General features: G+C 66.0%; 21 protein-coding genes. 14 read left to right on the top strand and 7 right to left on the bottom strand.

The genetic code is table 11. The features are described 5' to 3' along the window. Positions 1-247: 247 nt before the first annotated feature. Genes VML93_RS12705 through VML93_RS12695 form a run of 3 tightly spaced genes read right to left on the bottom strand, consistent with a single transcriptional unit; the run spans position 248 to position 4,603 of the window. Positions 248-970, bottom strand: a complete 723-nt coding sequence (locus VML93_RS12705) for an SDR family oxidoreductase (protein ID WP_325611035.1) — start codon at positions 968-970, stop codon at positions 248-250. A 22-nt stretch (positions 971-992) separates the two neighbouring features. After that, positions 993-1,760, bottom strand: coding sequence for an SDR family oxidoreductase (locus VML93_RS12700; protein WP_325611034.1), 768 nt, complete (start codon positions 1,758-1,760; stop codon positions 993-995). A 2-nt stretch (positions 1,761-1,762) separates the two neighbouring features. Further along, a complete protein-coding gene (locus VML93_RS12695) occupies positions 1,763-4,603 on the bottom strand; it encodes a helix-turn-helix transcriptional regulator (RefSeq protein WP_325611032.1) in 2,841 nt (946 codons plus the stop codon). Positions 4,604-4,736: 133 nt separating this feature from the next. On the opposite strand from VML93_RS12695, the gene VML93_RS12690 reads away from it, so the two are divergent. The 11 genes from VML93_RS12690 to VML93_RS12640 all read left to right on the top strand — a co-directional run bounded on the left by VML93_RS12690 (position 4,737) and on the right by VML93_RS12640 (position 16,965). Next, positions 4,737-5,543, top strand: a complete 807-nt coding sequence (locus VML93_RS12690) for an SDR family oxidoreductase (RefSeq protein WP_325611030.1) — start codon at positions 4,737-4,739, stop codon at positions 5,541-5,543. A gap of 127 nt (positions 5,544-5,670) precedes the next feature. Then, positions 5,671-6,501 (top strand): SDR family NAD(P)-dependent oxidoreductase, encoded by an 831-nt coding sequence (locus VML93_RS12685; protein ID WP_325611029.1) that lies wholly within the window; start codon positions 5,671-5,673, stop codon positions 6,499-6,501. Between the two features lie 231 nt (positions 6,502-6,732). Beyond that, the gene (locus VML93_RS12680; RefSeq protein WP_325611027.1) at positions 6,733-7,971 is read left to right on the top strand and encodes a cytochrome P450; all 1,239 of its coding nucleotides are present in this window, start codon (positions 6,733-6,735) and stop codon (positions 7,969-7,971) included. 94 nt (positions 7,972-8,065) lie between these two features. Beyond that, positions 8,066-8,722: a TetR family transcriptional regulator gene (locus tag VML93_RS12675; protein WP_325611025.1), complete on the top strand. Its 657-nt coding sequence runs from the start codon at positions 8,066-8,068 to the stop codon at positions 8,720-8,722. A gap of 11 nt (positions 8,723-8,733) precedes the next feature. Continuing rightward, a complete protein-coding gene (locus VML93_RS12670) occupies positions 8,734-8,928 on the top strand; it encodes a ferredoxin (RefSeq protein ID WP_325611023.1) in 195 nt (64 codons plus the stop codon). A 5-nt stretch (positions 8,929-8,933) separates the two neighbouring features. Next, entirely contained in the window at positions 8,934-10,178 is a 1,245-nt protein-coding gene (locus VML93_RS12665; protein ID WP_325611021.1) for a cytochrome P450, read from the top strand. A 139-nt stretch (positions 10,179-10,317) separates the two neighbouring features. Then, on the top strand, positions 10,318-11,379 hold the full coding sequence (locus tag VML93_RS12660; RefSeq protein ID WP_325611039.1) for an amidohydrolase family protein: 1,062 nt from the start codon (positions 10,318-10,320) through the stop codon (positions 11,377-11,379). A 71-nt stretch (positions 11,380-11,450) separates the two neighbouring features. Continuing rightward, positions 11,451-12,620: a Xaa-Pro peptidase family protein gene (locus tag VML93_RS12655; protein WP_325611037.1), complete on the top strand. Its 1,170-nt coding sequence runs from the start codon at positions 11,451-11,453 to the stop codon at positions 12,618-12,620. After that, complete coding sequence (locus VML93_RS12650; protein WP_325611019.1) at positions 12,610-13,728, top strand: M24 family metallopeptidase; 1,119 nt, start codon at positions 12,610-12,612, stop codon at positions 13,726-13,728. Before VML93_RS12655 ends, VML93_RS12650 begins: the two co-directional genes overlap by 11 nt. Continuing rightward, a complete protein-coding gene (locus tag VML93_RS12645; protein WP_325611017.1) occupies positions 13,725-16,142 on the top strand; it encodes a CoA transferase in 2,418 nt (805 codons plus the stop codon). Before VML93_RS12650 ends, VML93_RS12645 begins: the two co-directional genes overlap by 4 nt. 109 nt (positions 16,143-16,251) lie before the next feature. Continuing rightward, entirely contained in the window at positions 16,252-16,965 is a 714-nt protein-coding gene (locus tag VML93_RS12640; protein ID WP_325611015.1) for a TetR/AcrR family transcriptional regulator, read from the top strand. A 71-nt stretch (positions 16,966-17,036) separates the two neighbouring features. Here VML93_RS12640 and VML93_RS12635 read toward each other — a convergent pair whose 3' ends face one another. Then, positions 17,037-17,873 (bottom strand): SDR family NAD(P)-dependent oxidoreductase, encoded by an 837-nt coding sequence (locus VML93_RS12635; RefSeq protein WP_325611014.1) that lies wholly within the window; start codon positions 17,871-17,873, stop codon positions 17,037-17,039. Between the two features lie 70 nt (positions 17,874-17,943). Beyond that, positions 17,944-19,152: a helix-turn-helix domain-containing protein gene (locus VML93_RS12630; protein ID WP_325611013.1), complete on the bottom strand. Its 1,209-nt coding sequence runs from the start codon at positions 19,150-19,152 to the stop codon at positions 17,944-17,946. 201 nt (positions 19,153-19,353) lie between these two features. Between VML93_RS12630 and mdlC the strand changes: the two genes are divergently transcribed. Together mdlC and VML93_RS12620 are read left to right on the top strand one after the other, a co-directional pair. Beyond that, a complete protein-coding gene (gene mdlC / locus VML93_RS12625; protein WP_325611012.1) occupies positions 19,354-20,955 on the top strand; it encodes a benzoylformate decarboxylase in 1,602 nt (533 codons plus the stop codon). A gap of 106 nt (positions 20,956-21,061) precedes the next feature. After that, positions 21,062-22,915, top strand: coding sequence for an FAD-binding oxidoreductase (locus VML93_RS12620; RefSeq protein WP_325611010.1), 1,854 nt, complete (start codon positions 21,062-21,064; stop codon positions 22,913-22,915). Between the two features lie 17 nt (positions 22,916-22,932). Here the strand turns inward: VML93_RS12620 and VML93_RS12615 are convergent, their stop codons facing one another. Both VML93_RS12615 and VML93_RS12610 read right to left on the bottom strand, forming a co-directional pair. Continuing rightward, positions 22,933-23,784, bottom strand: a complete 852-nt coding sequence (locus VML93_RS12615) for a mycofactocin-coupled SDR family oxidoreductase (RefSeq protein ID WP_325611007.1) — start codon at positions 23,782-23,784, stop codon at positions 22,933-22,935. A 31-nt stretch (positions 23,785-23,815) separates the two neighbouring features. Beyond that, the gene (locus tag VML93_RS12610; protein ID WP_325611005.1) at positions 23,816-25,018 is read right to left on the bottom strand and encodes a cytochrome P450; all 1,203 of its coding nucleotides are present in this window, start codon (positions 25,016-25,018) and stop codon (positions 23,816-23,818) included. Between the two features lie 65 nt (positions 25,019-25,083). On the opposite strand from VML93_RS12610, the gene VML93_RS12605 reads away from it, so the two are divergent. Continuing rightward, a partial coding sequence (locus VML93_RS12605) for a hypothetical protein (RefSeq protein ID WP_325611003.1) occupies positions 25,084-25,280 on the top strand: 197 nt, incomplete at its 3' end.

Raw genomic sequence — 25,280 nt, 5'->3', positions numbered from 1 at the left:
GCCACCGCGGCGATGAACACCATGCTGCGGCTGCGACCGTTCCAGTCACCGGTGAGCGCCTTTGCGGCGACAATCAGTTCACCGGCGAGCATGACCTCGTCGGGCACCTCGGCCGCGGCGAAGAGCCCGGGCCTGCCGGAGATGAAGGTGGCGGCCACCTTCGGCGGCGGCGTATTGGTCGGTAGATTGCCGGTGCCGCGCAGCTGGGGTGAGATCGCGGTGGGCGGCCTCAGGTCTATCGCCTGAGCTAGACGGCCGCGCCACCGCCGTCGACGTGCAGCGTGGAGCCGGTGATGAAGCTGGACCTCGGCGAGCTCAGGAATAGCACGGCCTCGGCGATCTCGGACGCAAACGCGGTGCGGCCCAACGGCAACGCCCTGCCGAGTTCCTCGTTGGTGTCGCCCCATTCGGCGGCCACCCCGAGCGTGCGGGTGGGACCTGGCGCCACGCTGTTCACTCGCACCCCGGCCGACCCGAACTCGGCGGCCCAGGTCCGGGTGAGCGACTCCAGCGCGGCCTTGGATGCGCTGTACCCGGACGCGCCGGGAATCCCTTTGAACGCCGCCATGGTGGTGATGTTGACGATGCTGCCTCGACGGCGTCGCACCATAGCTGGAACCAGTCCTGCGACAAGGAAATACGCGCCGCGGACGTTGGTGTCGAAGATGGTCTCGAAGGCTGCCATGTCCTGGTCGACCGTCAACGCCGACGGGAAGCTGCCGGCGTTGTTGACGACGATGTCGACGTCGCCGCACTGCTGCACAAGCGAATTCACCGACTCGGGGTCGGCCATGTCGGCCGGGATGAACCGCGCGTTCGCGCCGATCAATTCAGCCGCCTGCTCCCCACGGGCACGATCGCGGCCCGAGATGATCACGGTGGCTCCCTCGCTTGCCAGCAGTCGTGCCGACTCCAGCCCGATGCCCGCCGTACCGCCGGTGATTACGGCGGTGTGGTCCATCAGCTCCATCGGAGTCGCCTCCTCCGGGGCCCTAATGCGTCCCACTCGGCAGGTGAGTGGGCATCCAGTCGCTGAAGCGGGTGGGGTAGATCGTCACTTCTTCGCCGTCGACCGGGACGATGCTGCGCTCATCGAGCACCGCACCGAAATAGCGGGCCTCCGCGTCGGTCACCACCTGGCGTGCGTCGCCGGTCGCGGCGAAGCGGTTGCGGATGAAGTCGTCCATGCCGAGCTTGTCGGGACCGGCGATGTTGATCGTCCGGTTCACCGGTTCGTCGGTCGCCGCGCGGGTGACTGCCGTGGCGACATCCGCGGCCGCGATGGGCTGGAACGCCCCGTGCGGCGCACGGACCGTGCCGCCGTCGGCCATCGAATCGGCAATGCCGTCAACGAATTCGAAGAACTGCGTGGCCCGCACGATGGAATACGGGGATCCCGATTCCTCGATCAGCTTCTCCTGGGCGACCTTGGCCCGCATGTAACCGCTTTCGCCGGCCCGGTCGGCGCCCACGATCGACAGCGCGACGTGGTGTTGCACGCCGGCGGCCCGCTCCTCCTCAAGGAGGTTGCGGGTCGAGGTGGTGAAGAAGTTCATCACGTCTTCGTCGGTCCAGGACGGCGAGTTCGACACGTCGACGACCACGTGCGCACCGGCAACGGCTTCGGCCACACCTTCGCCCGTAAGCGTGTCGACACCCGAGCGGGGTGAGGCTGAGACCGCCTCGTGGCCCAGCTCGGCCAGCTGGGCGACGACCTGCGAGCCGATTAGTCCAGTGCCGCCGATGACTACAAACTTCATGATCAAGCCTTTCCGGGTCCGCGTTGAACTGGTGAATCCAGCCTTGCACCGGACGCCGGCAATTCGAACCCTTGGAAGTCCGTAGTCATACCGCGGAGTTGTCGACGCGAGGTGATACCGAGCTTCGCGAACACCTTGCGCAGGTGCCATTCGACGGTGTGGGTGCTGATGAACAACTGTGCGGCGACCTCGGGGTTGGTCAGGCCTTCACCGACCAGTCGGGCGATCTGTGCCTCCTGCGCGGTCAGCCCGTCACCCGACGCCGTGGAGCGCTTGCCCACTTTCTGGCCGGTCACCAGCAGCTCGCGCCGGGCGCGCTCGGCGAACGCGTCAGCGCCCATGCGCGCGAACATCTCGTGGGCGGTCTGCAACTGCGCGCGAGCGTCCACCCGCCGGTTGCAACGGCGCAGCCATTCCCCGTAGACCAGATGGGCGCGGGCCAGGTGGACGACGATTCGGGTCTGGCCGAGTTTCTCGATCGCCTCCTGGTAGTAGGCTTCGGCCGTCGGGTCGTCGGCGAGCAATGCCCGCGACCGGGCCAAAAATCCTGCGGCCCAGTCTGTTCCGCTGTTGAGAGTCCGCTCTTCGAGCTGACGCAAAGCGTCCAGCGCCGCCTCCTGTTCGCCGCTTCGCGCGCCTGCTTCGACGAGTTCGACAAGGCACCAGCCGAACAGACCCAGATCCTCGTCCTCGCAGGCCCGTTGGGCGGCGGCGAATGCCTCCTCGTAGCGGCCGAGGCCGTTGTACAGCACCGCGGTGGAATAGCTCGTCAACCCGACGACGCGGCCTTCGCCTCTGGCGGTTCCATCCGCGGCCGCGGTCTCGATCAGCTTCAGCGCGTCGGCTTCGGCGCCGCGCAATGCGGCCAACAACACCGAGTGGTACTTGAGCGGCGCGTAGCCGGTTGCTGCGGTGATGTCGTCGGCCTCCTCGATGAGTGCGGAGGCCGCTGCGAACTCGCCGGCCTGCACATGCACACCGGCCCGGTAAACCAGGGCAAGTGGTAACACCGCGAGCGCGCCCGCGTCGCGCGCGAGCCGGACGGCGTGGGTGGCCAGCTCGTGCCACACCTCGTCGTCCCAGACTTCGTGGGCCGCGGATTCCTGCACGATCGGGAAGGCCCGCCAGAACCAGCCCATGATGTCGCCGTCGGCGCGTTCGGCTTCGGCGCGGATGAGGGCCAGCGCCTCGCGAAGCGTCGCCAGGCTTGCGGCGTGACCGTCGGTGGCGCGTATCGCGATGCCGTCCAGTAGGAGATCGACCGGTCGCGCGGGTTGCGGTCCTGGGGGTGCCGCGCGGGCGGCAGTCGCGGTCATCGTGATACCGCCGCGCGGGCACAGCCGGCCACCGAACAGTGCCGCCCCGACGGCTTCCAGGTACGTCTCACGGGACAGCGCGTCGTCAAGGTTTTCCAGCCGGCCGGCGGCGTTGAGCAGGCCGACGGCGGAATCGGAGACCGTCGGCGCATCGGCGTCGCCGCTGCGGCTCCTGGCGAAGGCGATCTGCGCGCGCAGTCGCGTGACGCGCGCCCGCTGCAGCTCGTCCAGCGAGGCTGACTCGGCGATGGTCAGCAACTCCTCGGCGGCGTCGAAGGCGGCTACGTCGCGTTTGGCCTGGGCGGCGGCGAGCGCTCGGCTCCCGCGGCGTCTTGGGTCGGAGGTCAGCTGTGCCGCCCGTTCCAAGAAGGCAGCCGCGGCGGCGACGCCCCCTCTGGCCTGCGCGCGGTCGGCGGAGTGCTCGAGTTGAGCGGCGACGGACTCGTCCGGACCGGAGGCTGCGATGGCCAGGTGCCAGGCGCGCCGGTCGGGATCGGTTTGCCGGTCGGTTGCCTCGGCCAGCGCCTGGTGCGTGCGTCTGCGTTCGATCAGGTCCGCGGTCCGGTATGCGGCCGAACGCACCAGCGGATGACGGAACCGCACCCGCGTTCCCACGTCGATCAACCCCGCCGCTTCGGCGCCCGCCGAGGCGTCCTGCGGAAGCCCCAGCCGCTCGGCGGCGCGCATCAGCAGGGCCGCGTCGCCGACCGGCTCCGCGGCGGCGGTCAGCAACAGCCGTTGGGTGTGGTGGGACAGGGACCGGATCCGGCGGAGAAAGGTCTCTTCTATCTGACTGGCCAGTGGCCGAATGTCGGGCCGCTCGAAGCCGCCCGCCAACTCGGTGGCCGTCAGGCCCCTGGGCAGTTCCAGCAGCGCGAGCGGATTGCCCCGCGTTTCGGCGACGATACGGTCTCGCACCTGGTCGTCCAACCGGCCGAGGATGACGGAATCCAGCAATGCGCGGGCATCGCCGGCAGCCAGCCCGCGGACCGTCAACTCCGGCAGCCCGGCCAGGTCATCGCCGGCCGCGGGGTTTCCGTCGCGCGCCGCGAAGATCATCGCGACGGGCTCGGCGATCAGGCGGCGGGCGACAAAAGCCAAGGTTTGCGCCGACACGCGGTCGATCCATTGGGCGTCGTCGACCAGGAAGATCAGCGGTTGGCTCTCGGCGGCTGCTCCGATCAGGCTGAGGACAGCCAGCCCGACCAGAAAGCGATCGGGTGCCGACCCGGCGCTGCGGCCAAGCGCGATGTTCAGCGCGTCGCGTTGGGGCGCCGGTAATCGTTCGGTGCAGTCGAGCAGTGGTGCGCAGAGTTGTTGCAACGCGGCATACGCGAGCTCCATCTCGGACTCCACGCCGCCCACCTTGGTGATACGGAAGCCCGACGCGCGCTCGGACGCGTAGTCAAGCAGCGCCGTCTTGCCGATGCCGGCCTCGCCGCGCAGCACCAGTACCTGGCTCTGGCCCGAGTTGGCAGTCGACGTCAAGCGTTCCAGCGTCGTGCATTCAACACGCCGACCACGCAAGTGTTGCGCCCGATTCCGTGCCACGCGCCCTGCCGCATCTAAAAGGTTGCGGATCTGACCCTACCGTCGGCTGCCGACGCATTCTTAAATCAACTGCTTGACTTAACCTGGCCGTCGCCGATTAACTCGTCCTGTGGTTAGTGAACTTGCCGGCAAAGTGGCCATCGTCACCGGCGGTGCCTCGGGTATCGGTCGTGGCATCGTCGAGCGGTTTGCGGCCGAGGGTGCGCGAGTCGTCATCGCCGACGTCGAAACCGAGAGAGGCGAAGCCCTGGCCGACGCCCTGGGCGCCGACGTGTCCTTCGTCCGCACGGATGTCTCCGACCCCGAGCAGGTCGGTGCGCTGGTGGCTGCCGCCGTCGAGAAGTTCGGCGGCTTGGACGTCATGGTGAACAACGCCGGAGTTTCGGGGCCCCTGCACCGACTCCTCGACGACGACCTGTCCGACTTCCACCGCATCATGTCGGTCAACGTGCTGGGTGTGATGGCAGGTACCCGAGATGCCGCCCGGCATATGGCCGACCATGGTGGCGGATCCATCATCAACATGACTTCGATCGGCGGAATCCAGGCCGGCGGTGGGGTGATGATTTATCGCGCGTCCAAGGCGGCGCTCATCCAGTTCACCAAGTGTGCGGCAATCGAGTTGGCACACTATGAGATTCGGGTCAACGCCATCGCGCCGGGGAACATACCCACGCCGATCTTGACGTCATCGGCCGGGGATATGGATCCGGCCGAACTCGAACGGTACGAGGCGCGCATCCGCCAGACCATGCGCGACGACCGGCCGCTGAAGCGCGAGGGCACACCCGACGACATCGCGGAGGCGGCACTGTATTTCGCCACGGACCGTTCGCGCTACGTCACCGGCACTGTGCTGCCGGTGGACGGTGGAACGGTCGCCGGCAAAGTAATCCGGCCCAAACGCCAGGAATAACCACACCCCCCAGTACCGCGAGCAGACGCAGAATCGCACTCATTGACGTCAAAAGGTGCGATTCTGCGTCTGCTCGGCGAGCCCGCGCGTCACAATCGATCGCACCGATCAGCGAAAGGGCGCACCCATGGACGGATTCGCAGGGAAGGTCGCCGCGATCAGCGGCGCCGGTTCGGGGATCGGGCGGGCTCTGGCGCTCGAACTGGCCCGATCAGACGCGCGGTTGGCGATCAGCGACTTCGACGCCGACGGGCTTGCCGGGACCGAGGAGCTCATCCGCGGTATCGGCGCGGAGGTGCGGGCGGACCGCCTCGACGTCACCGAGCGCGAGGCGTTCCTGGGTTACGCCGACACCGTCAAGGCGCACTTCGGAACCGTCAACCAGATCTACAACATCGCCGGCATCGCGTTTCTCGGTGACATCGAACTCAGCGGGTTCAAGGACATCGAGCGGGTGATGGACGTCGACTTCTGGGGAGTCGTCAACGGAACCAAGGCGTTCCTGCCGCATCTCATCGCATCCGGTGACGGCCACGTCGTCAACATGTCGAGCATGTTCGGTTTGTTCGGCGTGCCGGGTCAGGCCGCGTACAACTCGGCCAAGTTCGCCGTCCGAGGTTTCACCGAGGCGCTGCGCCAAGAGATGACCGCGGCAGGCCACCCCGTCGCGGTGACGGTGGTACATCCCGGGTACGTCAAGACGGCAATCGCGCGTAACGCCGAAGGTGCTGAAGGCCTTGACAAAGAGGCCGCAGTCAAGGTGTTCGAGAAGGTCGCCATCACCAGCGCCGAGCGGGCGGCCCGGATCATCTTGAAGGGTGTCCGTCAGAAGAAGGCCCGCGTGCTGGTGGGCCCCGATGCCAGAGCCTTCGATCTGCTGGTGCGGGTCCTGCCGGCGGGCTATCAGCGCATCCTCGGGCCGATGACGGTCCGCTTCCTGTCGTCTGCCCGGCAGTGACGGCGTCGGGTCAATAGCAACCTCACCGTAGGTCGTTTCAGTTCCGCGGCGGCGGGTCCGCTCGCTGGTCGGGCCAGGCACCGTCGACCGGGGTTAATTCCTAGAGCATCAGCAGAAATGCCGATAACCGCCCTGCCTCCGCACAAAGACAGGTAGTCGACTACGCATGTGGCGCGGGGCCCCGGCGCCAAGACTTGGTAGCAAATATCCCGATGACCGTCAGGGGCCGCCATGACAATCACGGTTGATCGACCGATCTGCCCGATCGTCTTCGATGCTGATCTGCCGAAGATCAACTATGAGCATCTGCAGAACCTGGATGAGGCCCACGAGATCATCAGCCAGGCGCGACGGCAGGCGCCGCTGGCGATCGGGTCGCACGGGCCGGAGGTGCTGACCTACGAGCTGGTGCGAAGCGTTCTGCGCGATCCGCGGTTCCGGGTTCCCCAGGGCATGTTCCTTGCCGCCCAAGGCATTACCAGCGGTCCGTTATGGGAGCGGGTCGCGACGAACCTGATCAGCCTGGACGGGGCCGCACACCTCCGGCTGCGGCGACTGGTGTCCAAAGCCTTCACACCCCGCGCCACCGCACGACTGCGCACGACGATCGTTGACGTGATAAACGAACTCGTCGACCGCCACGCCGAATCTGGGCATTGCGAGGTGGTCACCGGCATCGCCCGCCAATATCCGATCCCGATCATCTGCGCACTGCTCGGCGCGCCGTCGGCGGATTGGGAGCTGTTCTCAGACTGGACCGACGACATCTTCAAGGTCTTCGACTGGAACGTCGCCGCACACGAGCGGGTCATCTTGGCGGCGTGGGACGAACTCGACGCTTACATCGACGGCATGATCGCCAACCGGCGCCAAACATTGACCGACGACCTCATCTCGGAGCTGATTCGCGCGGAGGACGACGGCGATCGCCTCAGCGCCGACGAGCTACGCATGCTGGTGGCGAGCCTGCTGATGGCCGGCACGGATACCACGCGAAATCAGCTGGCCGCCTCGGTGCACGTGCTCTGTGATCACCCCGACCAGTGGGCGCTACTCGGCCGGCATCCCGAGCTCGCGATGAACGCGGTTGAGGAAACGATGCGCCATTCTCCGATCGCAGCCGGAACCCTTCGTACGGCGCTGGAGGATGTCGAACTTGCCGGCGTCATGATCCCGGCCGGCACTCTGGTCATCGCGAACACTGCCGCCGCGAACCGCGATCCCGCGGTCTACGAAGACCCCGACCGGCTCGACATCACCCGGGAGGGCGCTCCGCCGATGCAGACCTTCGGGGCGGGCGCGCACTATTGCCTGGGCGCAAATTTGGCCAGACTCGAGCTGGCCGAAGCTCTGTCGGTGATCACCCGGCGCATGCCCAATGCTCGGCGCACCAGTCCGGCCCCGTGGAAGCCGCTGACATCCATCAGCGGGCCAACCACGCTGCCCATCGAGTTCGACCCCGGCCACTGACCGATAGCGCTCGGCAGGGACTTGCCCCGGACCCCCTCGACAATTTAAATCAATCGCTTGACTTAATACCCGAATACGCGGAACACTAGGTGGCATGACCGCCTCTGCCAGGACTGTGCGCACCGAGCGTGCCACCTCGACGCAGGAAGCGATCCTTGCGGCAGCCGAGCGGCTGTACGCCGAGCACGGCATGTTCGCCGTGTCCAACCGGCAGGTCAGTGAGGCCGCCGGTCAGGGCAACAACGCTGCGGTCGGCTACCACTTCGGCACCAAAGCCGATCTGGTGCGGGCCATCGAGCAGAAGCATCGTGGGCCGGTCGAAGAGCTCCGCGACCAGATGGTGTCGGAGCTGGACGGGTCGGCCGAGATGCGCGACTGGGTGGCCTGCCTGGTGCGCCCGCTCACCGAGCACCTGGAGGCCCTGGGTAACCCCACCTGGTATGCGCGTTTCGCCGCCCAGGCAATGACCGATCCCGCTTACTACAACATCATCGTCAAAGGCGCCCTGAGTTCGCCGTCGCTGGTTCAGGTCGTCGACGGCATCAACCGCTGCCTGCCCGACCTGCCGGCCGAGGTGCGCTTCGAGCGCAACGTGATGGCCCGCAACCTGCTGATGCACACCTGCGCGGATCGGGAACGCGCGCTCGTGGCAGGGTCATCGATGCACCAATCGTCTTGGCGGGCAGCCGCATCCGGTCTTATCGACGCGATCGTGGGCCTGTGGATGGCGCCCGTGACGCCCCAGGAGTGAAGAGTCTGCACATGAAAGTGACTGTCGACCAAGATACCTGCGCCTCCTCGGGCAATTGCGTGATGAATGCGCCCGAGGTATTCGACCAGCGGGATGACGACGGCGTTGTCGTGCTGCTCAACGCGAACCCTTCGGCCGACCAGGCCGAGGGCGCGCGCCGGGCGGCCGCGGCCTGTCCCGCGCTGGCGATTCATATCGAGGAATGAGAAAGATGTCGCAAACACTGGCAAGTGGCACGACCGAAGCCGCGCCCGAAATCCCGGAGTATCCGATGCCCAGAGCGGCGGGCTGCCCGTTCGCCCCGCCTCCGGACGTCATGGCACTGGCCGAAGAGCGGCCGCTGTCCCGGGTCCGGATCTGGGACGGCAGCACCCCGTGGCTCATCACCGGCTACGAGCAGTGCCGAGAGCTGTTCTCGGACTCCCGGGTCAGCGTCGACGACCGGGTGCCCGGCTTTCCGCACTGGAACGCGGGCATGTTGTCGACCGTGCACAAACGCCCTCGATCGGTCTTCACCGCCGACGGCGAAGAGCACACCCGATTCCGGCGGATGTTGTCGAAGCCGTTCACGTTCAAGCGGGTGGAGGGGCTGCGGCCGACCATCCAGCAGGTCACCGACGACCACATCGACGCCATGCTGGCCGGCCCGAAACCGGCCGACATCGTCACCGCGTTGGCGCTGCCGGTGCCCTCCCTGGTGATCAGCGAGCTGCTGGGCGTGCCCTACGAGGACGCCGAGATGTTCCAGCACCACGCCAACGTCGGGTTGTCGCGCTATGCGACCGGCGAGGACACCGCCAAAGGCGCGATGAGCCTGCACAAATACCTGTGCCAGCTGGTCGAGGCAAAGACGGAAAATCCGGCCGAGGATGCGGTTTCGGATCTGGCCGAGCGGGTCAAAGCGGGTGAACTCAGCGTCAAAGAGGCGGGCCAGTTGGGCACCGGACTGCTGATCGCGGGGCATGAAACCACCGCGAACATGCTGGGGCTGGGTGTGCTCGCCCTGCTGGAAAACCCCGACCAGATTGCCGTCATCCGCGACTCCGAAGACCCCAAGATCGTGGCCAGCGCAGTCGAGGAGTTGCTCCGCTACCTGAGCATCATCCAGAACGGCCAGCGCCGCGTCGCCGTCGAAGACATCCACATCGCCGGCGAGGTGATCCGGGCCGGCGAGGGCATCATCATCGACCTGGCACCGGCCAACTGGGACCCGGACGCCTTCGCCGAGCCGGACCGCCTCTATCTGCACCGTTCGGGTGCGGACCGCAATGTCGCGTTCGGCTACGGCCGGCATCAGTGCGTCGGCCAGCAGCTCGCCCGCGCCGAGATGCAGATCGTCTTCCGCACGTTGTTCCGCCGCATCCCCACGCTGTCGCTTGCCGTCCCGGTCGCCGACATCCCGTTCAAACACGATCGACTCGCCTACGGCGTCTACGAACTGCCGGTGAGCTGGTAAGCCTAGTTACTAAGCCCGATTTGGAAGGTCAGCAATGTCGACTCAGACTGTCCCGCTCTACCCGCCGGAAGGCTATGGCGCACCGAAGGATCGCCGTGGGCACGCCATTGGCCGTGATGTGGGTCTGCCGGAAGGAACCGTGGTCTTCTCCGCGGACAACCACATTTCGTTAGCCGCCGACATCTTCTACGAGCGCTTCCCGGACGACCTCAAGGAGAAGGCGCCGCGGATCTGGTACGAGGACGGTGCCTATCAAGTCGGGCGCAAGGGGCAGTCGTTCCTGCCGGGCGACTTCAGTGCGGTGTTGATGCAGTACGACGACCTCCCGGGAGCCGCGAGCACCAACATCGAGGCCCGGATCCAGGAGTTGCGCGAGGACGGCGTCGAGAAGGAACTGGCCTTCCCCAACGCGGTGCTGGCACTTTTCCACTACCCGGACAAGAAGCTTCGCGAACTTGCGTTCCGCATCTACAACGAGTACATCGCCGAGCTGCAGGAGCGCTCCAACGGCCACTTCTACGGCGCCGGCCTGATCAACTGGTGGGACCCGGCTGGCACTCGGCGGACGTTGGACGAGCTGAAATCGTTGGGGCTCAAGACGTTCCTGATGCCGCTGAACCCGGGCAAGGACGACGACGGCAACCCGATCGACTACGCGAGCACTTCGATGAGCCCGGTGTGGGACGAGATCGAAGCCTCCGGCCTCCCGTTGACGCACCACATTGGGGAGACCCCGCCGAAGAGTCCGTGCGAGTTCAACAGCGTCGTCGTCGGAATGATGATCAACATCGACGGTTTCCGGGAGACGTTCTCCAAGTACATCTTTGGTGGCATCCTCGATCAGCACCCGGGCCTGCGGATCGGTTGGTTCGAGGGCGGCATCTCCTGGGTGCCCTGGGCTCTGCAGGACGCCGAGCACCTGGTGGCGTCCTATCGGCACATGTTCAACTGGCCGCTGCTGCACGATGTGCGGTACTACTGGGACAACCACATGAGCGCGTCGTTCATGGTCGACCCGCTCGGGCTGGAGCTGATCGACAAGATCGGTGTGGACAAGGTGATGTGGTCGTCGGACTACCCGCACAACGAAAGCACCTACGGGTATTCCGAGAAGTCACTGGCCGCCGTCGTCGACGCTGTCGGGTCCCAGGACGCGGTCCGGATCGTCAGCGGGAACATCACCGAATTCTTGGGCCTGTGACGACTTTCGCACAAGCGAGCCGATCCGCCGGTACCGGCTTGGTGATTCCCGACGTACCCGACCTGACGCGGATGCGGCGGGAAACCGGGGCGCGGCTGCGGTCGGCGATGGCCGAACGGGGCGTCGACGCGTTGATCCTGCTGGGCAACAACGCCGTCGTCTATGCCACCGGGACCAGTTGGCCGCTGGGCGACGCCGGCCTCTCCCACGTCGAGCGGCCGGTCGCGGTGGTGCTCGCCGGCGACGAGTGGCCGCATCTCTTTCTGCCGTTCCGCGAAGGTGTATCGCAGGAGTCGGAGCTGCCGGCCGATCACTTACACGGACCGGTCTACCTCGAATTCGACGAAGGGGTAAAGAATTTCGTACGTCTGATGGCCGACCTGATTCCGGCGGCAGCGGTGATCGCGGTCGACGAGTGCACCGGTGCCATGTCGCGCGCCGGAAAGATGTTGTTCCCCAGTGGTTCTCCCGTCGACGCCGCCGCGGTGGTCAGTGCCGCGAAGTTGATCAAAACACCGGACGAATTGGCCTGCATGCGCACGGCGATCCGGATCACCGACGAGGCGATGGTCGACGTCCAGAAGGCTCTGGCCCCGGGCATCCGCCAGATCGACTTGTCGGCAAGCTTTTTGCGGCGGGCCTTCGAGTTGGGGGCCACGGCCAGCATGCTGGAACCCATTTGGCAGGTCATGCCGCACAGCAAAGCCGAAGGCGTGTGGACAACGCACGGTGATCTGGCGCTGCCGCTGCTGAGCACCGAGCGGGAACTGGCCGAGGGTGACGTGCTGTGGACGGATGTCAGCATCACCTACGGCGGGTATTGCTCGGACTTCGGGCGCACCTGGATCGTCGGTCGTGATCCCACGCCGCGTCAGCAGGCGCAGTTCGAGCGGTGGTCGGAAATCATGACCGCCGTCCTCGAGGTCGCCCGGGCCGGAGCGACCGCCGCCGATCTGGGCAGGGCGGCAACCGCGGCCAACGGCGGTACCCGGCCCTGGCTGCCGCATTTCTACCTGGGTCACGGTATCGGGGTGAACGCCGCCGAAATGCCGATGATCGGAACCGATCTCGGCGACGAGTTCGATGAAAACTTTGTGCTGCAGCCGAACATGGTGCTGGTCCTCGAGCCGGTGGTATGGGAGGACGGCACCGGCGGGTACCGCAGCGAAGAGGTGCTGGTAATCACCGAGGGAGGCTGGACACGATTGACCGACTACCCCTATGACCCCTATGGGAACTGAAGTCCTGCCCGACGATCGGGCACTGCGTTCGGGGCGCCGGGAACGGGCGCTGGCCCAGATGGCCGAACACGACCTGGATGTCCTGGTCCTCGGTCGGCAGGCCAACGTCCGCTATGTCACTGGCGCGCCGCAACTGTGGGTCGCCGGGACCCGGCCGTTCGGGCCGACCTGTGTACTGGTGCGGGCCACAGGTGCGGTTCATCTGCTCAGCACCTGGGACGAAGGCATTCCCGACGACATCCCGCACGACCACCTGTACGGCATCTCGTGGAATCCGATGAACACCATCGCGGCGCTGGGGCGCATTGACGGTGCTGCTACCGCCCGCCGCGTCGGAACCGATGCGCTGTCACCGGTTTTCGCGAAACTGCTGCCGTCGGCGTTTCCAAACGCCGAGCTGGTGGACGGGGAGCTGGCCATGCGTGCCGCCCGGCGCATCAAGACCGACGAGGAAGTGGGCGCGCTGCGCGAGTCGATCGCGGTGGCCGAGTCGGGCCTGGCCGCCGCGGTGGCCGAGCTGCGGCCCGGGGTGAGTGAACAGACATTGGCCGGTGTGCTGCTGGAAGCCCTCGCCGCCGGTGGGGTGAGCACCCCGTCGAATCAGGATGTCGCGTGGGTGACTTCGCGCGACCACCCGTGGCGACGGGCCAGCTCGGACGGTCGGGTCCGGTCCGGCGACCTGGTGGCCTTTTCCGCCGGGGTGTTGGCGGGTGGCTATATCGGCGAGGTCGGGCGCACCTGGCCCGCCGGCGGCACCGAGGCAGCCGGGCCGTTGTATAAGCGGTGGGATGCCTTGTGGTCCAAGCTGATAGCGGTGTGCCGACCGGGCGCCGGCGCCGGTGAGTTGCTCGCCGCCTACCAGGCCGCGGGGGAGCCGGCCCCGCCGATGCCGGTGGCCCGGGGCCTGGGCATGGGCTTCGACCCGCCGGTCATCTCGTCGCACCTACCGGCGACCGCGGCCGACGAAAAGCTGGAGCCGGGAATGGTGCTCGCGGTGACGGGCTACGTCTGGGAGCAGGGAGTGGGTGCGGTATTCGGGCGAGAGGCGGTCCTGATCACGGCCGACGGGGCCGAAGTGCTGACCTCGAGTCCGTCGTGGCAGGCGTGAGTGGGGGAGCCGCAACCCGCGCGCCGCTGGCCGGCTACACGGTTGTCGACCTATCCACCGGCATAGCCGGCGCGTACTGCACCAAGCTGCTCGCCGACGGCGGCGCCGGCGTCATCAAAATCGAGCCGCCTGAAGGTGATCCGCTGCGGCGGTGGTCGTCCTCCGGCGCGGTGATCGATCCCGGAAGCGACGGGGCGCTGTTCAGCTTTCTGGCCGGTGGCAAGCACAGCGTCGTCGCCGATCCCTCCAGCGCGGACGACGTCGGGATGGTCACCCGGCTGCTGACGGCAGCGGACGCGGTGGTGTGGTCCGCCGGCTCGAAAGTCGCCGAGCAGCAAAGCTTCACACCCGCCGCCATGCACGCTGCTCATCCTCATCTGACTGTCACGGCGATCACCCCCTTCGGCCTGGAGGGGCCCTGGAAGGACCGTGCGGCGACCGAGTTCACCCTGCAGGCATGGTCCGGTGGAATCGTCGGGCTGGGGCGCGGGCTGCCGAACCGGGCACCGGTGTTCGTCGGCGGACAGGTGGGTGAATACCTGGCCGGCGCGTATGCGAGCGCCGCCACGCTGGCGTCGCGGCTTCGCCAAATACAGAGTGGTGCAGGGCAGCTGGTCGACCTGTCGATGCTGGAGACACAAATCCTGTGCCTTACCTATTACCCGGTCACCTATTTCGAGATGCTCGGCCGGCCCTGGCGAGACGCCCGCCGACTCACGGTGCCAGGTGTGGCGCAGGCCAAGGACGGCCTGGTCGATCTGGGGTGTGGGACCGCGCAGCAGTGGTTCGATCTGTGCGCGATGGTCGGACACCCGGAGTGGATCGACGAGCAATCGCCGCTGTCGATCACCGAGCAGGCCAACATCCATGCCGACGAGATCTATGCCTGGGTCGAGAGCAACCCGGTCGACCAGATCCGGGAGCTGGCAACGGCATTTCGGATTCCCAACGCGCCGGTCGCCAACGGCGCCAACATCGCAACGCTGGAGCACTTCGTCGAGCGCGGTTCGTTTGTGCGCAATCCGCGCGACGGATTCGACCAACCGCGCCACCCGTATCGGCTGCGGCCCGCGCAACTTCGGGGTCCTGGTTCGGCGCCACGGCTGGGCGAGCACACCGCGCGCTACCGGTCGGCCAGTCCGACCTCGCGAGCCGCACCGACCGGACCGGCAAATCAACTGCCGTTCAACGGGCTTCGGGTCCTGGATATGACGACGTTCTGGGCGGGGCCGTGCTGCACCCATTTTCTCGCGATGCTCGGTGCCGAGGTCATTCACCTGGAATCCGCCCGTCGCCCCGACGGCACCCGACTGATCGCCGGTATCCCGGTCAGCGAAGACCGGTGGTGGGAGAAGTCGCCGATCTTCGCCGCGCTGAACAGCAACAAGAAGGGCCTGGCGATGGACCTGCAGAGCGCGCGCGGGCAGGAAATACTGCGCCGGCTCATCGCGACATGTGACGTGGTCGTGGAAAACTTCACTCCACGCGTGCTGGACCAGATCGGGCTGGATTTCGCTGCCGTGCAAGCGGTTCGGCCCGACGCGGTGATGCTTCGGATGCCCGGGTTCGGGCTTGACGGGCCGTGGCGCGACAATCCCGCGTTCGCGTACGCGATCGAGTCGGCGGCCGGGCTGAGTTGGTTGACCGGCTATCCCGACCGCCCTCCGTACGAGCCCTACTCCATCGGTGACCCCAATGCCGGCGTGCACGCGCTCAACGCCCTGCTGCTCGCGCTGGAGCACCGCCGCCGCACCGGCGAGGGTGTGCTGGTCGAAGCGGCGATGGTCGATGCCGCACTGAGCATCTCGTGTGAGCAGATCATCGAATACTCGGCGTATGGGGCGCTGCTGGAACGTGCCGGGAACGGGGGCCCAACGGCGGCGCCGCAGAACCTCTACCGTACCGCCGACGTCGACGAGTTCGGCCGACTCGACAGCTGGGTTGCCATCGCGGTGGCAACCGACGCGCAATGGGGACAGTTGGGTGCCGCACTCGGATCACCCTCCTGGGCAATGGATCCCACACTGTCCGATATGCCAGGTCGGCGCGAGAATCAGGATCTGATCGACGAGCGGCTGGCCGCGTGGTGTGAGCGCCGCAGCGGCGACGACATCGTCGCGGCCCTCTGGGATGCGGGTGTGCCGGTCGCCAAGGTGATGCAGCCCCATCGCCAAACCGAGCTTGATCAGTTGGCTTTCCGCGGCTTCTTCGAAGAACTCGATCACCCGGTGAACGGCCGGGCCAAGCTCAGCACCGTCGCGATGAGGTGCTCCGACGGGCCCGGCGTGTTCCACACCCAACCCGCGCCGTTGCTCGGGCAGCACAACCATGAGGTGCTCGGCGGGCTGGGCCTGACTGCGTCGGAGATCGCGCAGCTGGAAGCCGACGGCGTGATCGGGCAGCGGCCCATTTGACCTGCCGAGGGCCAACAAGGTCGGCAAGATCGACAAGAAGTGCTTGCGCGCGATCGCCGCTGAGCAAACGGCCCGCCGTGGATCCCAACCGCGCGTAACCTCAGCAATCATGGCGCGACGAGCCGGTAACGGCGAAGACAACCAGCGGCGCGGAAGGGTCCGGCGCGAACTCGTCGAATCCGAGATCCATGAACATGCCGCCCGGTTGTTCGCCGAACGCGGATTCGCCAGTACCAGCCTGCAAGACATCGCGGACTCGGTCGGAATCACCCGGCAGGCGCTCTATTACTACGTCAAGAGCAAAGATGAAGTCCTGGCCGAGATCGTCGCCGACCTGACCGGCGCTTCGGTAACCCGCTCCCGCGAGATTCGGGCCGACCCGACTCTCAGCCACGCCGACCGGCTGCGGCGCATCGCCTATCTGATGGTCACCGACCGCGCCCGCGACCGTACTCGCTTCCAACTGCTCGACCGATCGGCGCACGCGCTGCCCGACGATATCGCGGCGGCTTTCCTGGAAGGCCGCCGCAACGCGTTCGCCGAACTGCGCGGCCTCATCGAGGACGGCATTGCCGCCGGCGAATTCCGGCCCCTCGATTCGCGCGTGGCGGCGTTGAGTGTGCACGGGATGTGCAACTGGGTGGCATGGTGGTACGAGCCGGATCCGGATCACCCCGTCGAGCCGATCGCGGAACAGATGTCCGACTGCGCGGTCGCGATGCTGCGCGCCCCGCCCAGCGGGACAGACCCGCATGCCGCGCTGGCCGCCGCCCGCGCCAGTCTGGATCAGCTGGAACAACATCTGAAGACCAAGAGCCAATAGGATTTTGGGTAACCGTCTGAAGTGTCGCCTATCCACATATCGTCGGCCGGAGGTGCCCCAGCTCGCACAACCTAGTGGCGCCAGCCTTCGGCGGCCTGCTCGTCGAAAGTCCGGTCGATGCGCTCGAACCGGCGGCGAATCGAAGCCCGGGAGGCTTCGTGCGGAAGGATGTAGAGCCGGTTGGCCAGTATCGCGTCGGCGATCAAGCGGGCGGTGTCCTTGACGCCAACGGTGTCGTCCTGAGCGGGGAGCGCGCCGAGCGACCCGGTTATGTCGGGCGTTGACGCCAGCCCGTAGTCCGCGCCGCGGATTCGTTCGGAGTTGGCCAGCAAGTTCGTCGCGATAACCATCGGGCAGAGCACCGACACCCCGATGCCCTTGTCTTTGACCTCACGGGCCAGCGTCTCCGCCAGCGCGACGACGCCATATTTGGCGACACCGTAGGTTCCGAGGCCGGCATTGGGCACCAACCCGGCGAAGGACGCGGTGAAGGCGAGGTGGCCGCCGGCGCCCTGCTCGAGCAGCTTCGGGAGGAACGCCTCGACGGTGTGGATCGAGCCCCACAGGTCGATATCGATCACCCAGCGCCAGTCCTCGTGCGTCATCTCCGCGATCGGACCCGCCACGCAAATTCCGGCGTTGCTGAAGACGACGTCGACCTGACCGAGCAGGCGGAAAGCCTCTTCGGCGAGATGCGTGACCTCATCGAGATGCCGGACGTCGCACATCACGCCGTGTGCCTCGAAACCCCCGCCCCGCAAGTGCGTAACGGCCCATTCCAGCCCGGGTTGGTCGATGTCGGCAAGGACAACCTTGGCTCCGCGTCGGGCGAACTCGGTGGCGGTAGCCAAGCCGATGCCGCTCGCGCCGCCCGTGATGACCGCCCCGCGCCCTTCAAATTCATCCATGAATGCAGTATCCGGTGTCGTTGTTCGAGGGTTCTTGGGTGGTCGGTGCGCCGGCCAAGCTGAACGCGTATTACCCCGGCTTCGGGCTTGACGAGTGGGCGTATTGCTCGTCTCCGAAACCCGGCGAGGACTGCGGCTTGATCTGGCTCCACAGGATGGCGAGGCAAACCAGGTTCTGGTCGATGGGATTTTGCAGATCGAGGCCGGTCAGCTTTTGGATCCGCTGGATGCGGTAGAGCACGGTGTTGCGGTGGACGATGAGTTCGGTCGCCGTGGCTCCGCGGTCAAAGCTGTTGGCGGCCAGACACCTTAGCGTCGCAGCGAGATCGACGTGCTCAAGGCCTTCGAGACCACTGAAAACTCGCGCGACGATGTCGTCGGCAATCTCCGGGGACCGCGCCAGCAACAGGTGCGGTAGAAAGTCGCGGGTGGTGACTAGTCCGGTGCGGCCGGTGTCATCGGCGAAACCTACCAGCATTCTCAAACTTTCGAGTGCAGCGGCCAGACCGGGGCGTTCGGTCGGACGCTCGCACGCCAACAGGAAATCAGGATCGTCGAGCAGCCCGACCCAATCGAAGCCCTCGGCGCACAACCCGGCGATCTGGCGGCCCTCGGTCGTCGCGAGCACGCCTTGCGACCGTAGCCGGCTGGCCAGCCGGATGTGGTGTGCAGTGTTCGCTCCGGCAAGGCGGGCCACAAATGGCCGGTATTGCCCGGCAAGGTCAAATCCGAGAAACTCCGCGCGCTCGCGATCATCGACCGTAATCGGTTGCCGTGCACACAATCTGTCGAGGAGTGTCCCCGCACGGCGTTCGCCGACCGTCTCGGGCGCGTCTTGTTCGTCGGCGTAAGCCTGACCAAAGGCGTCGATCACGAGTTCCAGGTAGCTCCACAAGATGTCGGCTTGTTCGAGCAGCAACGGGCGTTCGGTATCCGTCGCCGCGTCGAGCAAGATGTTCCACATGATGCGGGCCCCCTGCCGATAGACGAGCAGCCCTTCGTGCATCGGCTCGGCCGCCGTCGCACGGACCCGCACCACCTCGTGCAGCTCGGAGATCATGCTTTCGTCGGGTGCGACACCGTCGGCCAACCAACGAAGCACCAGAGCGACGTTCCAGCGAATGGCCGGATGACCCCGATCCGTGTGATCGTCGGCAACGAATCGGGTGTAGTTGGGCAACTCTCGAAACGCCAGATCCATCTGACGCGCTATCTCGTCGGCGTCGAGCCGCCCAAAAATCGCCCGCACCGAGCTGCTCGGGGTGGAAAGACCAGCCACGCGACGATGATGACACGAACGCCGCGGTCGAGCCTGTGTGAGAGCACAAACAATGCCCGGCGATCCTGAGCCGTTGACAATTGCGCTCCGGCCCTGACCGGGCAGACGATGGTTGGCGATCGTGAAGATGCGGGGCCCGATCCAGCGCTGAATGGTGGCGCCCAAACACCACAACGCAGGCCCGAAGATCTTGGAGGCAAGATGACCACCGTCCGCGATGCAATCCTCGATTTGCTGCGCGCGCACAACCTGACGACCTTCTTCGGCAATCCCGGTTCGTCGGAACTTGCGCTGCTGCAGGACTTCCCAGACGACCTCCGCTACTTCCTAGGGCTGCAGGAGATGATTCCGGTCGGGATGGCCGACGCATATGCGCAAATCACCGGCCGGCCCGCTCTGGTCAACCTGCACACCGCTCCGGGCATGGGCAATGCTCAAGGCCAGCTCTACAACGCGTTCTGCAATAAAACCCCGCTGATCGTGACGGCCGGAAATCAGCGACGGAACATGCAGAACCAGTACTGTCTGCTGACCAACATCGAGCCAACCACGGTGCCGCGGCCGTTCGTGAAATGGGCGGCCGAGCCGGCCATCGCGAGCGAGGCACCCGCCGTACTCGCCCGCGCCATTCACCTGGCCACGACCCCACCGATGGGGCCGGTGTTCGTCTCGTTGCCGATGGACGACATGCCGGTCGAACTCAGCGATGGTCAGGTCGCCGACACCGCCGTGGTGCGCGGCCGCTCGGTGACCCACGCAGCGGGGTTCCCGGCGGAACTCGCCGAGCGGATCTGCGCGCGACTGGAGGCCGCGAAATCGCCGGCCTTCATCGTGGGCGGCGATGTCGAACGCTACGGTGCGTGGGATGCAGTGGTCGGGCTGGCCGAACGCACCCAATCGGTCGTGTGGACCGCCCCACTGACGGGGTGGAGCGGCTTCCCCGAGAATCATCCGCTGTACCGCGGCGCCTTGCCGCCGGGCGCGGGCTGGATCTCGCAGGCACTGGCCGGACACGATCTGCTGCTGGCCATCGGAACGCCGGTCTTCCGGTACTACCCCGAAGTGCCCGGACCCTACCTGCCCGAGGGCGCAAGCATGATTCACCTCACCAACGATCCCGACGAAGCCGCCCGCGCTCCCGTCGGAGACGCGATCGTCGCCGACCTGGCCAGCGCCGTCCGGGCGCTGCTTGACGCCGCGAAACCAAGCCAACGGTCCGCCCCGGCGCCGCGTGGCCCCATCCCCGACCTCGAACACGTGCAGGCACCGCTCAAGCCGGAACAGCTGTGGACGGCGGTCGGGCGCGCCGCACCCACGGAGACATTGTGGGTCAGCGAAGCCGGGAGCAACGAACTCGCCATTACCAACGCCATTCGACCCGGTTACCCTTTCTCGCATTTGTCGGCCGCCGGTGGCGGGCTTGGCTGGGGGTTACCCGCATCCGTCGGCGCTCAGCTGGCGGCCCCGGATCGCCCGGTAGTTGCGCTAATGGGCGACGGCTCAATGCATTACGCGATCACCGCGTTGTGGACTGCGGCGCATTACCAGATTCCGGTCACGGTCGTGGTTGCGTCCAACGCCGAATACGGTGTCGTCAAGGAGTTCGGCAGGTGGGAGAAGACACCGAATGTTCCCGGACTCGACCTACCCGGTCTCAATGTCGTGGCAACCGCCGCAAGCTACGGGGTGGACGCCCACGAAGCACACACGACGGACGAGGTTGTCGAGTTGGTGAGAAGCGGAATCGCCGATAGGCAACGCCCCACCCTCATCAACGTGCGCACCGCCCCGGTCGGGGTCTAGCGGGCCGATACGTCCCTTGCTGCAGCGACTTTCGCTGTGGCCACAGTCCAGCACGCCCACGAACAGCCCGCCCGCCGTGAACCAAAGGACGACGGAGTAACGCAACATGGATGACGCGATCATTGCAACGTTCACTGCCGCGCTGAGCGGTCCGGATGCGGTGGCGACCGACCCCGGCACGCTAGCCGAAAGCGGTAGAGATTATTGGGGTTTCGGCGGTGTACCCGGGCTGCTATTGCGTCCGGGCACGCGGGAGGAAATCGTCGCCGTTGTCCGCATCGCCGCCGAACACCAGATTCCTCTGGTCACCCGGGGCGGAGCGTCGAACTGCGCCGGCGCCATGATGCCCAACCCGGGTCGGGTGCTGGTCGACCTCTCAATGATGAATCGGGTTCTCGACGTCGATCCCGTGGCTCGCACCGCCCGCGTTCAGCCCGGTGTCATCAACGCCGACCTGCAGGCACAGGTTGCCCCGCACGGGTTGTGCTTTTCGCCGGACCCCGTGTCTGCCCAGCTGGCTACGGTCGGGGGCAACATCATCGAAAACGCCGGCGGCCCACATGCTCTCAAGTACGGGGTCACCTACAGCCACGTCCTCAGTATTGAGGTAGTGCTCTGTGACGGCACCGTCATCCAGCTCAGCGCTGCCGACCAAGGCCCCGACTTGCTGGGTGTGCTCATCGGTTCGGAAGGCACGCTGGGGATCCTCACCGAGGCCACCGTGGCGCTGCGCCCGATCGCATCGGTGACGCGCAGCCTCATGGGCAGCTTTGCCACCGCCCATGACGCGGCTGAGACCATCTCCGACATCATCCGGACTGGAACAGTGCCGGCCGCGGTGGAATGGCTCGATCGTGCCGGCATCGCCGGGCTTCAACGGTTCGCCGACACTGGCTATCCCACCGATGTCGACGCGATCGTGCTGATCGACATTGACGGCACGGCTGAACAGGTGGACCGCGACACCGAAATCGTGGAGCAGGTACTGCGACGCAACGCCGTGGAGGTGCGCCGAGCCGATGACGAGGAATCCCGTGCCAAGCTGTGGTACGGACGCCTGCACGCGCCAGACGCCGTAGTGCGCAGCGGGAAGGGGTTTTTCATAGGTGACGTCACTGTTCCCCGCCAGCACATCCCGGAAATGCAGGAAGCCATCCAAGCCGCCGCCGCCCGCCACTCCGACGGGCTGCTGTTCATCGCGGTGACCGGCCACGCCGGAGACGGTGATCTACATCCCACTACCTTCTTCGACCGTGGCAACCCCAAGGCGGCTGCTGCGCTGGAGGCAGCCAACAACGAAATCATCGAAGCCGCTTTGAAATTAGGGGGAACCATCACTGGCGAGCATGGAGTAGGCACCGAGAAACGCCAATTCATGACCAAGCGCTTCACTCCCGTCGAGATTGCCGCCCAACGCGTGATCAAACGAGTCTTCGATCCCGCAGCACTTTTCAACCCCGGCATCATGTTGCCGGATCCTTCACCGGACGAACCCGTCCTGGCTTCTTTCGAAGCTGCGTTGCAAAACGCACTGGCTCCTTACCGACGGGCCGCTGTCGCTCCCGTCACGCAATCCACGCCGGCCGCCAACGCCAGTGGGAGGCAATTCGTGGTGAACACCGCCAACCTCAGCTTGGTGGTCGGCGCAGCAGTCAGCCTTGACGACTTGTCTCGACAGCTCGCCGAACACGGTGCGAGCTGCCCAGCCATTCCCGACGACGCGACCGAACGCTCCGTCGGCGAATTGATCGCGGATGCCAGTGGCCCTGAGCGGGTTGGCGTGCGCCACGGCTTGCTCGGCCTCGAGGTTGTGCTACCCGACGGCCAGGCACCAGCCCGCTTCGGCGGCGAAAACATGAAAGACGTCGCAGGCTACGACACCAAGCGTCTCTTTATCGGGGGGCGCGGTGCCTTCGGGGCAATATCCACGGCCATCTTCAAGATCAGCATTCGGGCGTAGCACAGCGCCCCGGCACCCTATTTCAAGCAGCTGCCCGCATCGACAGGCAGAGTGACGCCGGTGACGTACCGGGATTCGTCGGAGGCGAAGAACAGCACCGCATTGCTGATGTCCCGCGCGTCGACCCACGGAACCGGCAGCGTGTGGAACATCTGACAGATCGGGGCCATGTCATCCGGGCCCGGGTTCTCCAGATCCGGCCGGAACAGCTTCCAGGTTCCCTCGTTCATGATCATCGCGGTGCTGACATGGGTCGGGTGCACCGAGTTGACGCGAATCATGTGCTGCCCCAACTCAACTGCGAAGGAGCGCATAATGCCCACCACGCCATGCTTGGCGGCGACATAGCTGCCGCAGTGCGGGTAAGCCTTGATTCCGCCGACCGAGCTGGTCAAGATGATCGAGCCGCCCTTGCCGCCCGCGAGGATATGGGGCACACCGGCTTTCACCGTCTTCCAGACACTGGACAGGTTGACGTCGATCATTTCCTGCCAGTCGTATTCGCTGGTCTTGTCCAGGGTGTCGCCACCGTTGCCGATGCCGGCGTTGGCCACGATGATGTCCAGCCGGCCCAACTGCTCCACGCCGCTGTCCACCGCGCCCTTCAGCGCGTCGTAGTCGCGCACATCGACCTCGGCCGTGACGATTCGGCGGTTGAGGCCCTTGACGAGATCAGCGGTCTCGGCCAGGTCCTCGGGTGTCGACGCAGGGATGGTGGTGTTCTTCACGATCGGCTTGCAGACGTCGACGGCGATGATGTCGGCGCCCTCTTCGGCCAATCGCACTGCGTGGCTGCGGCCCTGACCGCGCGCCGCCCCGGTGATGAAAGCGACTTTGCCGGCTACACGCCCTTCACGGTCTTCGGTCATCGTTTACCTCAATTCCTGATTCAGCCGACATTCAGCCGACAAAAGCCGGCATTGTCTCCCAACCCCGCACAGTGGATGTCGGGGAAAGTTTGCACTCGGTCAGGTCGACGTCCCACTCGGGGAAGCGCTTCAAGATCTCCTCGAGCGCGATCCGGCCCTCCAGACGCGCCAGCGCCGAGCCCAGACAGTAGTGGGTGCCGACGCTGAACGTCAGATGCTGGTGTGTCTCGCGCCCAATGTCGAAAACGTCTCCGTCCGAGGGGAATTGGCGATGGTCGCGGTTGGCCGCCCCGATCAGCATCATCATGACGCTGCCCGCGGGCACCCGCCCGCCGTAGTACTCGACGTCACGGGTGACGTACCTGGCCACGTGCGGCGCCGGTGGCTCGTAGCGCAGCAACTCCTCGACGGCCGCCGGGATCAGCGACCGATCCGCGACCAAAGCCCGGCGCTGGTCGGGATGCTCGGCCAGCACCTTGCCGGCCCAGCCGATCAACCGGGTGGTGGTCTCGTTACCCGCCCCGGACACCACGCCGAGGTAGGTGAGCAGTTCATCCCGCGTGAGCCGGCGAACGGTCCCGGTCTCGTCCTCGAACTCGGCGTTGAGCAATTCGGTCATGATGTCGTCGGATGGATGTTCGGTGCGCCAGTCGATGTACCGGCCGAAGAACTCGGGGCTCGCGACGTTTTCCATCGAGGTTTCCATCGGCTTTCCGGCCTCGGTGCGCATCTGTGCATTCGCGAAATCGCGTGCGGCTTCTTGATCTTCCTCGGGGACTCCTAGCAGCATGCCGATCACCCGCATCGGCATTTGCGCGCCCAGGTCGGCGACGAAGTCGAACCGGTCGGTACCGATCAGCGGATCCAAACTGCGAGCGCAGAATTCGCGGATCTTGGGCTCGAGTTCGTTGATCTTGCGCGGGGTGAACATCCGGGACAGCAACTTGCGGTGGATGTCGTGGATCGGTGGGTCCTCGAAAATCACCGTCCCAGGCGGGAGTTCGATATTCGCCTTGATGATTTCGAGGATCGCGCCCCTGGCCGAGCTGAAGGTCTGGTAATCGACGATCGCGTCGTCGACGTCGGCGAACCGGCTCAGCGCGTAGAAGTCGTGCTGCACGTTGTAGTACAGCGGCGCCTCTTCGCGCAGCCGCCGAAACATCGGGTAGGGGTCGGCGTTGAGCTCCACGTCGTACGGGTCGAAGTAGACGTCGTTCGCCGCGCTGACTGTCACGGATTATCGCCTCTCGCCGGAACTTGGCTCACCGGCGGTCATCCTGTCCCCGCAGGAGAGCGCGCATGGTGTCGCTACTGAACTCTGACATCACCCACCAACAAGTGTCAACGGCGGATCCGTTTTGGCTACTTCTAGTTCTGAATATTAGAGAATCTGATTCTCGCAACGCAAACCGCGTGCGCTATCTGCTCAACTACCAGTCGACCGCCGGTCAGGCCTCGCGGGCGAATCCCCGCGAGCAGAAGTCCCACACCTCGTC

The organism is Mycobacterium sp. (assembly GCF_035499775.1).
Lineage (GTDB): Bacteria > Actinomycetota > Actinomycetes > Mycobacteriales > Mycobacteriaceae > Mycobacterium.
This window is presented reverse-complemented; position numbering and strand designations above follow the sequence as displayed.

Coding starts and splice junctions, on each gene's coding strand:
- VML93_RS12650 (WP_325611019.1), top strand. CDS start 12,610: ATGGGAACTGAAGTCCTGCCCGACGATCGGGCACTGCGTTCGGGGCGC.
- mdlC (WP_325611012.1), top strand. CDS start 19,354: ATGACCACCGTCCGCGATGCAATCCTCGATTTGCTGCGCGCGCACAAC.
- VML93_RS12670 (WP_325611023.1), top strand. CDS start 8,734: ATGAAAGTGACTGTCGACCAAGATACCTGCGCCTCCTCGGGCAATTGC.
- VML93_RS12615 (WP_325611007.1), bottom strand. CDS start 23,784: ATGACCGAAGACCGTGAAGGGCGTGTAGCCGGCAAAGTCGCTTTCATC.
- VML93_RS12700 (WP_325611034.1), bottom strand. CDS start 1,760: ATGAAGTTTGTAGTCATCGGCGGCACTGGACTAATCGGCTCGCAGGTC.
- VML93_RS12675 (WP_325611025.1), top strand. CDS start 8,066: ATGACCGCCTCTGCCAGGACTGTGCGCACCGAGCGTGCCACCTCGACG.
- VML93_RS12635 (WP_325611014.1), bottom strand. CDS start 17,873: ATGGATGAATTTGAAGGGCGCGGGGCGGTCATCACGGGCGGCGCGAGC.
- VML93_RS12685 (WP_325611029.1), top strand. CDS start 5,671: ATGGACGGATTCGCAGGGAAGGTCGCCGCGATCAGCGGCGCCGGTTCG.
- VML93_RS12680 (WP_325611027.1), top strand. CDS start 6,733: ATGACAATCACGGTTGATCGACCGATCTGCCCGATCGTCTTCGATGCT.
- VML93_RS12655 (WP_325611037.1), top strand. CDS start 11,451: ATGCGGCGGGAAACCGGGGCGCGGCTGCGGTCGGCGATGGCCGAACGG.
- VML93_RS12705 (WP_325611035.1), bottom strand. CDS start 970: ATGGAGCTGATGGACCACACCGCCGTAATCACCGGCGGTACGGCGGGC.
- VML93_RS12620 (WP_325611010.1), top strand. CDS start 21,062: ATGGATGACGCGATCATTGCAACGTTCACTGCCGCGCTGAGCGGTCCG.
- VML93_RS12640 (WP_325611015.1), top strand. CDS start 16,252: ATGGCGCGACGAGCCGGTAACGGCGAAGACAACCAGCGGCGCGGAAGG.
- VML93_RS12665 (WP_325611021.1), top strand. CDS start 8,934: ATGTCGCAAACACTGGCAAGTGGCACGACCGAAGCCGCGCCCGAAATC.